This window comes from Bacillota bacterium (assembly GCA_023511485.1).
Taxonomy (GTDB): Bacteria; Actinomycetota; Aquicultoria; order Aquicultorales; family Aquicultoraceae; genus CADDYS01.
Genome location: JAIMBH010000016.1, coordinates 1 through 12,709 on the forward strand (window position 1 = coordinate 1; position 12,709 = coordinate 12,709).

13 protein-coding genes are annotated in these 12,709 nt (G+C 45.9%); 1 reads left to right on the forward strand and 12 read right to left on the reverse strand.

Translation table 11 applies throughout. The annotated features are described in order from the left end of the window. On the forward strand, nt 1–423 hold a 423-nt coding region (locus K6T91_06675; GenBank protein ID MCL6472483.1), incomplete at its 5' end, for a tyrosine-type recombinase/integrase. 2 nt (nt 424–425) lie between these two features. On the opposite strand, the gene K6T91_06680 is transcribed toward K6T91_06675, so the two are convergent. From K6T91_06680 to thpR, 12 genes are all read right to left on the reverse strand, one after another. After that, the gene (locus tag K6T91_06680) at nt 426–731 is read right to left on the reverse strand and encodes a Rieske (2Fe-2S) protein (GenBank protein ID MCL6472484.1); all 306 of its coding nucleotides are present in this window, start codon (nt 729–731) and stop codon (nt 426–428) included. A gap of 30 nt (nt 732–761) precedes the next feature. Then, entirely contained in the window at nt 762–1,595 is an 834-nt protein-coding gene (dapF, locus tag K6T91_06685; protein ID MCL6472485.1) for a diaminopimelate epimerase, read from the reverse strand. A 21-nt stretch (nt 1,596–1,616) separates the two neighbouring features. Next, the gene (gene miaA, locus K6T91_06690; GenBank protein MCL6472486.1) at nt 1,617–2,570 is read right to left on the reverse strand and encodes a tRNA (adenosine(37)-N6)-dimethylallyltransferase MiaA; all 954 of its coding nucleotides are present in this window, start codon (nt 2,568–2,570) and stop codon (nt 1,617–1,619) included. 161 nt (nt 2,571–2,731) lie between these two features. Continuing rightward, nucleotides 2,732–4,120, reverse strand: coding sequence for an AmmeMemoRadiSam system protein A (gene amrA, locus K6T91_06695; GenBank protein MCL6472487.1), 1,389 nt, complete (start codon nt 4,118–4,120; stop codon nt 2,732–2,734). An 11-nt stretch (nt 4,121–4,131) separates the two neighbouring features. Further along, entirely contained in the window at nt 4,132–5,460 is a 1,329-nt protein-coding gene (miaB, locus tag K6T91_06700; protein MCL6472488.1) for a tRNA (N6-isopentenyl adenosine(37)-C2)-methylthiotransferase MiaB, read from the reverse strand. 152 nt (nt 5,461–5,612) lie between these two features. Continuing rightward, on the reverse strand, nt 5,613–6,440 hold the full coding sequence (locus K6T91_06705; GenBank protein ID MCL6472489.1) for a PHP domain-containing protein: 828 nt from the start codon (nt 6,438–6,440) through the stop codon (nt 5,613–5,615). A gap of 15 nt (nt 6,441–6,455) precedes the next feature. Further along, on the reverse strand, nt 6,456–6,716 hold the full coding sequence (locus K6T91_06710) for a stage V sporulation protein S (GenBank protein MCL6472490.1): 261 nt from the start codon (nt 6,714–6,716) through the stop codon (nt 6,456–6,458). Nucleotides 6,717–6,817: 101 nt separating this feature from the next. Then, complete coding sequence (locus K6T91_06715) at nt 6,818–7,903, reverse strand: ATP-binding protein (GenBank protein MCL6472491.1); 1,086 nt, start codon at nt 7,901–7,903, stop codon at nt 6,818–6,820. Between the two features lie 298 nt (nt 7,904–8,201). Continuing rightward, nucleotides 8,202–9,743 carry a ribonuclease Y gene (gene rny, locus K6T91_06720; GenBank protein ID MCL6472492.1) on the reverse strand — a complete coding sequence of 514 codons (1,542 nt, stop codon included), beginning with the start codon at nt 9,741–9,743 and terminating at the stop codon, nt 8,202–8,204. Between the two features lie 449 nt (nt 9,744–10,192). Further along, on the reverse strand, nt 10,193–10,831 hold the full coding sequence (locus K6T91_06725) for a recombination regulator RecX (protein MCL6472493.1): 639 nt from the start codon (nt 10,829–10,831) through the stop codon (nt 10,193–10,195). A 48-nt stretch (nt 10,832–10,879) separates the two neighbouring features. Next, nucleotides 10,880–11,911, reverse strand: a complete 1,032-nt coding sequence (gene recA, locus K6T91_06730; GenBank protein ID MCL6472494.1) for a recombinase RecA — start codon at nt 11,909–11,911, stop codon at nt 10,880–10,882. 240 nt (nt 11,912–12,151) lie between these two features. Then, the gene (thpR, locus tag K6T91_06735) at nt 12,152–12,709 is read right to left on the reverse strand and encodes an RNA 2',3'-cyclic phosphodiesterase (GenBank protein MCL6472495.1); all 558 of its coding nucleotides are present in this window, start codon (nt 12,707–12,709) and stop codon (nt 12,152–12,154) included.

The following is a 12,709-nucleotide window of genomic DNA, read 5'->3' on the forward strand; positions in this document are numbered from 1 at the left end:
TATGAGACTTCTCGCGATGTTGCAAAGCGCTCTGTTATTGTTCCCCATGCAGTTCTTGATGCGTTAAAGGAGCACCGGGAGCAGCAAGAGAAGAACCACATAAAGACTGCTTGTTACTTTGTATTTACGAATTCAACCGGCGAGGCGCTGAGCAAGGAACTTCTCGATGAAAGGATATTTGAACTAGCTAAAAGAAGGGCTGGTTTGAAAAATATAAAGTTTGACGATTTACGGTACAGCTACGCGACAGCCCTCCTGGATGCCGGCGAGAGCCTGGAGTTTATTAAAAGACAACTTGGATATCCAGTCGTGGTGGAAGAGATTGATGGTCAGGAACCAATACCACCCGAGGACGAATGGGTGGTAAGCAAAAGATTAGCCCTAGATCTAGGTATCACCCCGGCACACAGAGAGGCTTCATAGTATCAAGTTTCAATAAGGATATCGCTATCCTGGATAATAACTTTGTAAGCCTGCTCAGGTTTCTTTGCAGGTCCACGGACTACGTTACCCGTCGTAACATCAAACTGACTACCATGACATGGACAGGTTACCACATTTCCGTTGAGTTTACCTTTAGAAAGATTGCAGCCCATATGTGTGCAGATGGCGTGGATAGCATAATAGTTTCCGTCAACGTTTGCTAGAAGTGTTGACTTGCCACCAGCCTTAACCTGGGTCATCTGCCCTGGTTGCAGGCTCCCTAATTCGGCAACTTTTTCTCGAGCCATTTTACTTTCCTCCCGTTATGGTGCCATGAGCTACCCGACATCAATAATACCGGTGAAGACCCGATTTGCTGGTCCTTCAAGGATGACATGGTTATTGTCTATCCAGCTTATCTTCAGGTCACCTCCAGGAAGATGCACGGTTGCAGAACGGTCTGTTTTATTGTTTAGCGCGCAGGCTACGAGAGTTGCGCAAGCGCCGGTACCGCAAGCTAGCGTCTCACCGCATCCTCTCTCCCAGACACGAAGCTCAATCTCCCCTCGCCCAAGGATATTTGCAAACTCGACATTGGTTTTCTGTGGGAAGTGCTTGCTTGCCTCGACTTTCGGGCCAAGCGTTCTAACCGGCGCAGTTTTTACGTCGTCGACAAAGATGATGCAATGGGGATTGCCCATGGAGACACACGTTGCTTTAATTTCACTATCGTCAACTATTAAGGGTTGGTTGATGAACCTTTCGGTATCGGCACTGACCGGCACTTTAGATGATTCCAGAATTGGCTCACCCATATCGACTTTAGCTCTGACTGCCCTGCCGTGATTGAGCATTAGCTCTACTATCTTGATCCCGGCTCTTGTTTCAATATTGATGGTTGTTTTATCTGTTAAGTTCTCATCGTAAAGATATTTTGCGAAGCAGCGGATTCCATTGCCGCACATCTCAGCAATCGACCCATCTGAGTTATAGAAGTCCATAAAGAAATCGGCGACTTCAGATGGACGCACAAACATCAACCCATCCGATCCGATGCCAAAGTTACGGTTGCATAGCCTTGCAATCTCTTCTTGAGAAAGAGATATCTGGCCGCTCAAATTATCTATAATAATAAAATCGTTGCCTATGCCCTCATACTTTGCAAATTTTATTTGCACCTGGCCACCCTTCGTTCAGACTGAATTATTAATGAATCCATCCTTCTTTAGCATATCTATTATCTCGTCAACGACCTCGTTGATGGATTTATCGTCAACATCTATCCACTTGACCCTTGGGTCTGCGCGGAACCAGGTAAGCTGTCTCTTTGCGTATTGTCTGGTACGAGCCTTGATAGTTCCAACCGCTTCATCCAGTGATTCTTCACCTTTTAAATAACCAATTAATTCTTTATAACCTATGGCCTGCTGGGAAGTCAAAAACCGTTCATATCCATGCGCCACTAAGTTTCTGACTTCATCGATAAGACCGGCGCTTATCATTTTATCTACCCGCCTGTTTATGCGCTCATGCAGCTTCTGCCTATCCATGGTAAGGCCGAACATCTCAAGGTCGTAAATAGACTCTCGGTTTTTCCATGCCCGGTGAAATTCTGAAAATGGGCGCCCAGTAAGCTCAATTACTTCCAATGCTCTAATAATACGGCGCACGTTTTTTGGATGCACAATATCGGCTGAAGCGGGGTCTTTTTCTATAAGTTCTTTATAGAGAGCATCAGGCCCTTCCCGATCTGCGCGCTTTTCAAGTTTTTTCCTAATTTCTGAAGCTGTTTCACCAGCAGGAAACTCCAGCTTATCTATAACAGCGCGGACGTAAAGACCAGTTCCGCCTACCAATATAGGGATCTTCCCTCTGCTTGCTATATCGTTTATCGCCTGCCTTGCCAGCCGTTGATATTCAGCGACGCTAAATGGCTCTGCTGGGTCGATGATATCAATTAGATAATGGGGTATGTTGCGCATCTCTTCTTGCGTAACTTTAGCGGTACCGATGTTCATGCCTTTATAAATCTGCATAGAGTCGGCGGACACTATCTCCCCGCCAATACGCTTTGCAAGCTCTACGGCAACGTCGCTTTTACCTGTTGCAGTAGGTCCAACGATGGCTATAAGCTTTGTCTTTGGAATTCTAGATCACCTCAGCAGCTGCTTCAAGTTGTTAACCTCAAAGGCTACTTATCGTTGATTTTTCTCTGTTAATTTACAAGTATATGGTCTGAGATGCTAAGGGCTCATGTCATTTGCAGTTAAGAAGAACTTCTATTACTAGCCTCTTTGTAGGAGGTCTTTCATTCATATCTTGTGACCTTAAACCTGTATAACTCTACCTCTTCGTGGGGCTTTATGCCGGCTTTTTGTTTGGCAATCGCTATTTGTTCATCGACGGTCTCAACACCGTCAATGTTTGGCAGGAGCAGGCCGGTGTTATACCCTCGCCTTACTATAACTCCGTAAACCTTGGGGTCCAGCATAAGATCGGATGGTATTTTTTCCGGTTCATCAAGTATGTCTACGGAATAGCGAATCTTCGGCAGTTCATCTTTTACCACCGGCAGAAATCTCGGGTCTTCAGTTGCCGCCTGGATTGCATTTACCATGATTTCCTCTGCAATGTTTGCTTGTGTAGGTGTAATGGTCCCTACGCAGCCCCGTAAATGGTCATCTATTTTAAGGCACACGAATACTCCTGCTCTCTTGTTAAGCAGGCTTGGTGATGTACCCTTAGGTGGCTTAACCGGGTGGCCCACTGTAAAATATTGCTCAAGACTATATTTAGCGAGCCTGACTGGTTCGCTTACCTCAGGTTCCTTGGGCGGCAGTTCTTCGACCTGGATGGTATAAAGATCTCTATCTAAGGATACGGTTCCTGGGTAGATGGCAGCGACCATGTATCCCACGCCGAATGGAGCCTCGTAAGAGAGCACATTTGTTCTGATCTCGTAATTGTTAAACGCACCCGACAGAGCGTATATCGAGCGAAGCCCACACTCGCCTGCAGATTCGATGAGTGCAGGGTCAAGTTGCCTGAGTTCGTCAAAGTAGCCGGTATCAAAAATCTCCTCGATTCGCGCATCAAAATCAACCGCGCGTGGATTATATCCTGCCGGTGCACCGGGTATGAGCCTGTGGGATAAATCTCCGCTTGCAATCAATGCGATTCTCTTTGGCAATGACTCAGATGCCTGCTGTATGGAAAGCCCTAGCGTATAATGCTCATCGAAACCCCGATAGTCTATCGAGAGCGATACTATCGGCAGCTCAAGATGCTTGCGCAGATAATAAAGGGGAACCATAATACCATGGTCCAGCTCGTCTGAGCCGAGCAGGTCTATAAATCCTCTTCCGACTTTGGTAATGGAGAGCTGGTAGTCATTTGCAGCCCTTAATAATTCGTCGATGAAAGTTAAATCATTTTCAACCGAGAATACAACATCAAATGCGCCAAAGTTTGCCATCGAGCCTTTAAGCACAGGGCTTGCTTTTACTGCAATGCTATCGGCAAACCCTGCGCTGTGAGGAGATACAAATACCAGAGTCTCAGGGTTGGCTTTGGCTACATCCTGGGATAACTCCTCCATAGCCTTTATCGTGGAGGTAACGCGAGCGATATTCTCTCGTCCGACCTCGGGCACTATGATTGGCGGATGAGGTACCAAACAGCCTATAACTACCGGCATTTCTACCTCCATTAGTTCAACAGCAGGACTTCTTTAAGTTCACCCTTTAGAAACCAGGTATGCGCTTCAGTTATGTTAATGATCGCCTCTTTATGAATTAGATCGTTCGAACCGGCAAAGTTAACCACCTTGTTGGTTCGTGTACGCCCGGTTAGCATATTCGGATTCTTCTTACTTACACCTTCTACAAAAACCTCTACATCCCTACCAAGGAGCTCTTTATTTTTCTCAAAACTTAAGTTATTTTGTAGCTTAACGAGCCTATCAAAGCGATCGGCCTTTATTTGAGCCGGTATTTGATTTTCCATCTTAGCCGCTAGCGTTCCCTCGCGGGGTGAGAATATAAATGTAAAGGCCGAGTCGTAACGGGCCTTTTCAACCACATCGAGCGTATCGAGAAAATCGGCTTCCGTTTCTCCTGGAAAACCAACCATAATATCCGTAGTCAGGCTTACTCCCGGTATTGCCGCATATATCTTTTTAACCGTTTTGAGATATTCCTCTTTTGTGTATTTTCTATTCATAGCCTTAAGAATCCTGTTTGATCCTGCCTGTACCGGCAGATGGATGTGTTCGCAAACCTTTTTATTGCTTGCAACCGCCTCGATAATATCATCTGTCAGGTCTTTAGGATGTGAAGTCGTAAACCTTATGCGTTGCAGGCCGGCGATATTATTTAGCTCATTGAGTAATTTCGCAAATTCGCTTTTCTTGTAAATATCGCGCCCATAAGAGTTTACGTTTTGTCCAAGAAGGGTTATTTCGATAACACCATCGGCAACAAGTCGCTCAACTTCAGCGATTATATCTTCAAGCGGCCTGCTTAGTTCGCGGCCGCGGGTAAGCGGCACGATGCAATAAGTGCAAAAATTATTACAGCCGATGATAATAGGTACCCAGGCGTGGTGTTTCTCCTCGCGTACGCTTGGCAAAGTTGTCGGCATTATCTCTATTGCATCCGCTATTTCGCAAATAGCTGTTCTTCCCTGTTCGACAGACTCTATCATATGGCCGAGGTTGGGCATATTATGCGTGCCGAAGACGATATCGGTGTGCGGTGCCTTTTTAAAAATTAGCTCACGTTCTTTTTGAGCTACGCATCCACCAACGGCGATAATAAGGTTGGGGTCGTTTCTTTTCCTGGCCCTTAAGTTATTGAGATTACCAAAAAAGCGGTCTTCGGCATGCTCTCTTACCGTGCAGGTATTAAATATAATTATTTGAGCGGCATTTGGGTCATCGGTTTGCGAGTAACCGTGCTCGGTAAGAAGACCGGCTATACGCTCAGAATCATGCTTATTCATTTGACAACCAAAAGTAGTAATATGGAATTTCTTCATGCAATTATTTTAGCAAATCTGTGTTAAGAGCGCAGGTCTAGAGCGAGGGCAAGTCTAAGAGCTCTAAGGTGCCATTGCCGGAGGAAGTGCCCAGGGGCCGGGGTTCTGGGCTCAGGGAAGCCTTGGCACATTAAGACCTATTGCGGGTTTAACTACTGCCTTTCTTTGTTGGCAGCTAGTTTTAGCGTATCGACAACTGCATCTGGCACGCTAATTGAGCCTATTCGAAGACCGTGAGTGGATACGGGGCCGTGGTCATCCGAGCCGCCTGTAACAATCAGGCCGTATTCTTTAGCCAGCCTCAAGTAGTGCTCGATTTGATCGGCAGTGTGTTCCGCGTGATATGCTTCAAGACCATTTAACCCCATTTTAATAAGCTCAGGGATGTACTCGTCTATTTTAGCAAGTCCGGGGTGTGCGAAAACCGCTATTCCACCGGCTTCGTGAACAAGCGAAATTGCTTTATCGGTTGGATAGACAAACTTCTCACGAAAACACGGCGCACCGTGTTTTAAATACTTATTGAAAGCTTCTCTGACATCAGGCACGTAGTTTTTTGCAAGTAGTGCACGGGCTATATGCGGACGGCCTATGGATGCCTGTTCTGCAATCTTAAGGACATCTTCGAAAGTTATATTAAGACCCAGGTTCCTGAGGCAATCAATAATTACTTTGGCACGCTCGATGCGAGCCTGTCTTAAATACGTGAAATAATCGAGGAGTTTTGTATCTTTATAATCAATAAAATAGCCGAGAATATGAACATCTCGGCTATTATACTTTGAACTAAGCTCAACTGCCGGTATTACCTCTATACCCAATTTGATTGCGTATGCCAGCGCTTCATCTATTCCCCCAACGGTGTCGTGGTCGGAAATAGCTATCGTCTTAAGGTTTAAACTGGCTGCAATTTCCACAACCTCGCCCGGGCTTAAGCTGCCATCGGATGCAGTTGTGTGAAGGTGTAAATCGACCGGCATATAAGCTACAATGCTTTACCTAGGCTCAATTATTAACTTGATCGCAGTGCGTTCCTCACCTGAAATTGAGATGTCGGTGAATGCGGGAACGACAACCAGGTCTAAGCCGCTCGGCGCCACAAAGCCTCTTGCTATCGCGATAGCTTTTATGGCCTGGTTTAAAGCTCCTGCACCAATGACCTGGATCTCGGCTCCACCGCGTTCCCTTAGAACACCAGCTAGAGCGCCAGCAACAGAGTTTGGACTAGATTTTGATGAAACCTTTAGTACTTCCATTTTATCCTCCTTGGCGGCGTACCACTATTGCTATACACGCCTGTAATTCAAGATTTGACACTACTTTTCAAGTTCCTGCTAAATTATAACAGATATTGGCATTAATTACCTTTCGATTGTACCTTAATCGTAACTTTAATACAATCCTTATCTACTCTGACCTCTGGATTTTCTGCTAGCTCCATAAAATATTTATCTGTTATTGTTCTACAACTGCTACCGATAATTCCAGCCAGCTGTTTAAGGTCTTCCTGCGATATGCGCCTAGCAAGAGGCTCTGGTTTTAAAAGATCAACTTTTCTTTCAGGCTCTTTGCACTCTTTTTGCGCATTGAGCGTTTCAAGCATCGGTTTTAGAGGCTCTACTCTCGAACTCATTATTCGCTGGGCATTCCTGACCGATATTTTAAGACCCAGTTTTCTTTCAGCCACATCGGCCAAAATTGCCGCGGATTTTACCGAGCCTACTGATCGCCAAATCTTATAATCCCTGGTTTTTTCGCCATCGCTGCTATTCATATCTTGCGCGCAAAGATAATGCATAGTCGCTAAAACCTCAGATGGCGAACCTAAATATATCTCAAGGTCCTGATGGTCGAGATTAAACTCGAGCACAGTCCTTATGATATTGTGAGGTCCTCTGATAATTATCGGCTCACCTTTTCGATACTTTATAGTTGGATATGTCGATTGATCCTTTCTTTCAGATAATAATCCCATGCTGGTTTGTACCCTAAACACGCTGCCCCTACCGGGTGCTGAGAATACAAGTTCCACATCATCAGCAACCTGTTTTATGGAAAATAGCGCCATTCCCCTACCATGGATGCCATACCTATCGGTTATAACGTTATCGAGCTTGGAGGTTACGCGGGGTTCGAATATCTTCTCGTGCAGTTCAGGTGGTATACCGCAAGCGTCGTCAATGATTGTTACTTTTCGGATGAGGTTGTCTTCTTTTGTGGAGGCTATAAATATCCTGGACGCACCTGCATCTCGTGAGTTTCTAAGCATCTCAAGAACAATATCCTCCATCGATTGAATGTCATGTTTAGCCTGGCGCCTTTCTGCCTCGCTCGTATTTAGACGGACGAAGCCCTGCCCCAGATCTTCTTCGATTTTTAGATATTGCTCGCCTGTAAGGTTTGCCACGAAGGTAAGCAACGAATAGTCTTTAATCTCTGACATATAAAACCTAGCGTTAGTCCTGCATATAATGTATATATTGTTCTATGGAAAGGTCGATTTGTCAATTAAAATGCAGCGCATGTAGCGAATGTTAACATAATTTACCTCTTTTAGCGTAGGTCAAGCGTTTAGCAAAATTCGGTGTGCCGGCGCTAAATGGGGGTCGGAAGTGTTGGTATTCGTACCGCAGTGCTACCGTGCTGCCTTTAACTGGGGCTGTTAATGGCATCACTAGGGAACTAAAAAGGTGGAGACAAGCCCCACCTTTCGAATTTACAATCAAGTTTTCTACGAGCATTTACTTTGCGTACTCTACAGCCCTATGCTCTCTAATGACGATTACTTTGATTTGGCCTGGGTATTCCAGTTCAGCCTCAATCTGCTTAGCTACATCGCGCGCAAGCATTGCAGCCGAGGCGTCATCAATATCTTCAGGCTTTACCATGATACGAAGCTCACGGCCCGCTTGCATAGCATAGCATTTCTCGACGCCTGGATAAGACTCGGCAATTGTCTCGAGCTTCTCGAGGCGTTTGACATAGCTCTCAAGAGTTTCTCTTCTAGCCCCAGGTCTTGCACCCGATATGGCATCGGCTGCTTGGACAAGAACCGCTTCAACAGAATTTGGCTCGCAATCGCCATGGTGCGCCTCTATGGCATGGACGACGTTAGCGTGCTCATGGAATCTTTTGGCAAGTTCTGCACCGATCACAGCGTGCGGGCCTTCTACCTCATGGTCGATTGCCTTGCCAATGTCGTGAAGAAGACCTGCCCGTCTTGCAAGCCTCATATCTGCACCAAGCTCTGCTGCCATCATTCCTGCAAGATGTGCGACCTCGATGGAGTGCTGAAGGACATTTTGGCCGTAGCTTGTTCTATACTTGAGCCTTCCAAGCACTCTTACAAGCTCTGGGTGTAGCCCGTGGATATCAGTATCGAATGTTGCCTGCTCTCCAACCTCGCGGATATGGGCCTCTACTTCATCTCGTGCCTTTGCATACATTTGCTCGATCCTGGCCGGGTGTATGCGCCCGTCTGCTATAAGCCGCTCAAGCGCGAGTCTTGCAATTTCCCTTCTAACCGGATCAAAGCTTGAGAGAATGACCGCTTCAGGCGTATCGTCGATTATCAGGTTGATTCCCGATAAATTCTCAAACGCTCTGATGTTTCGACCTTCCCTCCCAATAATTCTGCCTTTCATCTCATCATTCGGCAGTGGCACAACAGAAACAGTTGTTTCTGCAACATGGTCTGCTGCACATCTCTGTATGGCAAGGGCAATTACGTTTCTGGCGCGCTTATCTGCTTCATCTTTTGCCTTAGCCTCAATGTCGCGGATCATCATCGCAACCTCATGTTTGGTTTCGTCCTCGACTCTCTTCATAAGAAGCTGACGTGCTTCTTCCGCGGAAAGTCCAGCGATTTGCTCAAGCAGTTTCAGCTCTTTTTCATAAATTTCGGAGAGCTCGCTTTCGATTCTACTGATCTCTCTTTCGCGATCCGCAAGTGACCGCTCTTTCTTGTCCAAGTTGTTTACCCGTGCATCAAGAGACTCTTCTTTTTGAGCTAATCGTCTCTCTATGCGCTGGATTTCATTCCGCCGTTCGCGCAAATCGCGTTCTGCTTCTGAACGCAGGGCATGAATTTCATCTTTAGCATTAATCAAGGCCTCTTTCTTTTTGGTCTCAGCTTCCTTCTCTGCTTCAGATATGATTCGCTTTGCAGCTTCTTCGGCGGAGGCAAACTTGGCTTCTGCGGTTGTCTTTCGTACCATGTATCCTGCAGCTACACCGATCGCAGTTGCTACAACGGCTACGATTACTGTTACTATCGCACTCATTGTTGCCTCCTTTTTTGAAATAAAAATGCCGAGCGATTGCTCGGCAAAAACCCTTTACTAAGGCTAATACAGGCTTAACTTCAGCAGCTATTTATAATGCTGCTGCGAGCCAACACCTGTTCTCATCTGTAGTTTTTCCAATCTATGTAAAACTAAATGAGTGTTCTTAGTAAAGCATTTCTGCCTGTCATCTACGTTTCTATACTATAATTACAGCAATATAGTGTCAAGAAAATTAATCAACTGCGCAGGCGCCAGGGTTATCGAAAAAAGTTTGTAAGCCTTTTGTGCGCCAAATTCTTGTTGTAGCAGAGTACAAATGCAAGAAAAAGAGGAATGGGATTATGGAGCCAGAGTTTAACCAAGGCCTCGGAGTTTAATCTGAGTTTAATTGGTTTTTATAATTATTGCATTTGTAGAGGGCAGGCTTTTAGCAGCTAAACTATTTTTCATTCTAAGCCTTCGTTTCTGATGATGTCCTTGCACACATCATAGACGACCGAGGAACTATATCCGCGCCTTAACAGAAACTGGCTGAGCCTGCGGTAGATAACGTTTTTATCGATGCCTTTATAGGAGGGCAATTTTGTTTCGGCAAGTTCTTTAGCTCGGGCATATTCGTCCTCTTCCGAGAGTGATTCTTCAAAAGCACTGGAAATTATTTCATCAGGCACGCCCTTTAAGCGCAGTTCTTGCTTGATACGCCTTTTTCCATAAAGGTTTGAACTCATGCGGCCATTCATCCAGGCTCTAGCAAAGTTATCATCATTAAGATAACCAAGGTCTTTTAGTTTTCCGATAGCTTCTTCGATGATATTAGGTGCAAAGCCAGCCTTTTTTAGACGGCTGGATACTTCATGGACGCTTCTTGAGCGGTAGGATAAAAGGAGGACGGCACGGTCTACCGCACGCCGTTTTTCCAGTGAATTTATTAATTGGTCAAGCTCTTCTAGAGTAAAGCGCTGACCTTCGTGGAGACCAAGCTCAGCAATGATGTCCGTATCATATGCTTTCCAGAACCGTCCATCTAAAAAGATGGATGTTCTCCAAGGGTGTTTTTCCTGCTGCTGCAGCGCTGTTATTTTCATCCTCTATTTCCCTCATGGAAAAAGAACTATTAACGTTAAGACATCCTGTTAGGACTTAACTGTCTCGGTCTCTATTGCCTCGGCGTCATCGGTTTTTACTAGCCCGACCTTCTCCCTCACTTTAGTCTCGATATCTAATGCGAGCGCTTTGTTGTCGACGAGGGTCTGTTTTGCCGCTTCGCGGCCTTGGCCCAGGCGCTCCTCGCCATATGTATACCAGGAGCCGCTCTTATTAACAATGCCGTGCTCAACAGAGAGGTCAAGTATGCTTCCTTCTTTTGAGATGCCCTCGCCGAACATGATATCGAACTCGGCTTGTCTAAAAGGCGGGGCTATTTTATTCTTGACGATTTTAGCCCGCACCCTGTTACCGGTAACCTCAGTTCCCTGTTTGATAGAATCTGCTTTTCGGATATCAATTCTAACCGAGGCATAGAATTTAAGTGCTCTACCGCCGGGCGTTGTCTCGGGATTGCCAAACATAACGCCTATTTTCTCTCTAAGCTGGTTAATAAAAATAGCTGTGGTTTTTGATTTATTGATCGAACCACTTAGTTTTCTCAATGCCTGGCTCATGAGACGTGCCTGCAAACCAACGTGGGAATCGCCCATCTCGCCCTCGATTTCGGCTCTCGGTACAAGCGCCGCTACAGAATCGATTACGATGACATCTATAGCGCCGGAGCGGACAAGCATATCAGCGATCTCCAATGCTTGCTCGCCAGTATCCGGTTGTGAGATGAGCAGCTCTTCAGTGTTGACACCCAACTTCTTGGCATATATGGGGTCGAGCGCGTGCTCGGCATCAATATAAGCGGCTACACCGCCCATCTTCTGGGCCTCTGCCGCGATATGAAGTGCAAGAGTTGTCTTACCGGAGGATTCAGGACCGTAGATCTCTATAACTCTGCCTCTGGGTACGCCACCGACTCCAAGTGCGATATCAAGTGCAAGCGCTCCCGTAGGGATGACCTGGATATCCATCCTTGTAGGATGCTCTCCAAGCTTCATCAAGGAACCTTTTCCGTACTTTCTCTCTATTTGTTCTTTGGTTAATTCAATTACTTTATCCCGGTCCATGCTTCCTCCCAGAGTTGTGGTTTAGCGAATTCATAAGGAAAGACCCTAACTTAGGATATACGAACGGATGTTCGTTGTCAAGTGCTGTGATGCGAATTCAAGTATGCCCAGTTAGCGGTCATGTCACATACTATACGAGTTGTGCTTTTGCACAATAATACTTGTGCTCTAAGTTTACCTTTCAGGCTGCCGCCTGGCAAGCGGATTTTTGCGAACCATGAACTGAAAGACACCGTTTGTCTATCCCTGCAGCGGAATAAACCTGATCGCTTCGTATTCGGCGCCTGTGGGTTTCAGGCGGCTCTGAAATATGGTTATGCCGTCCACATTTACCACCCGGCCTGAAATCTCTCCCGACGGCATCTGTGTTGCTGCACTTTCGATAGATGTTGGGATTCTGATCCTGGCCAGCGTGATATGTGGTTTGAAGGGCTTCTTCTCGATCTCGAAGCCAAGCGGAGCCAGGCTTTCTTCAATGGCTTTACTTAATTCTATCAGCTCGCTTGAACCGTGTGATATGCCCACCCAGAGGACACGCGCTTTCCTAGAGCTTGGGAATCCTCCCACGCTATCAAGTGAGAAATAGAATTTCCTGAAGTTTTTTATCGCATTCTCAATGGCATTTACTATTTCATCAAGTTTTTCGTCCTCTGTAGAACCTAGAAATTTAAGGGTGAGATGGATATTTTCCGGTGACACCCACCTTGTATTGCTTAGCTGGGATCTTAGCGGTTCGGAGATATTGTAAAGCACATGTTTTAGGTGGGACGGCAACTCTATGCCCACGAATAAGCGCAA

Excerpts from the sequence above, each read along its gene's own strand:
- miaB (MCL6472488.1), bottom strand. The coding sequence starts at position 5,460 with ATGAAGAAATTCCATATTACTACTTTTGGTTGTCAAATGAATAAGCAT.
- K6T91_06710 (MCL6472490.1), bottom strand. The coding sequence starts at position 6,716 with ATGGAAGTACTAAAGGTTTCATCAAAATCTAGTCCAAACTCTGTTGCT.
- K6T91_06680 (MCL6472484.1), bottom strand. The coding sequence starts at position 731 with ATGGCTCGAGAAAAAGTTGCCGAATTAGGGAGCCTGCAACCAGGGCAG.
- rny (MCL6472492.1), bottom strand. The coding sequence starts at position 9,743 with ATGAGTGCGATAGTAACAGTAATCGTAGCCGTTGTAGCAACTGCGATC.
- recA (MCL6472494.1), bottom strand. The coding sequence starts at position 11,911 with ATGGACCGGGATAAAGTAATTGAATTAACCAAAGAACAAATAGAGAGA.
- K6T91_06705 (MCL6472489.1), bottom strand. The coding sequence starts at position 6,440 with ATGCCGGTCGATTTACACCTTCACACAACTGCATCCGATGGCAGCTTA.
- K6T91_06725 (MCL6472493.1), bottom strand. The coding sequence starts at position 10,831 with ATGAAAATAACAGCGCTGCAGCAGCAGGAAAAACACCCTTGGAGAACA.
- K6T91_06715 (MCL6472491.1), bottom strand. The coding sequence starts at position 7,903 with ATGTCAGAGATTAAAGACTATTCGTTGCTTACCTTCGTGGCAAACCTT.
- amrA (MCL6472487.1), bottom strand. The coding sequence starts at position 4,120 with ATGCCGGTAGTTATAGGCTGTTTGGTACCTCATCCGCCAATCATAGTG.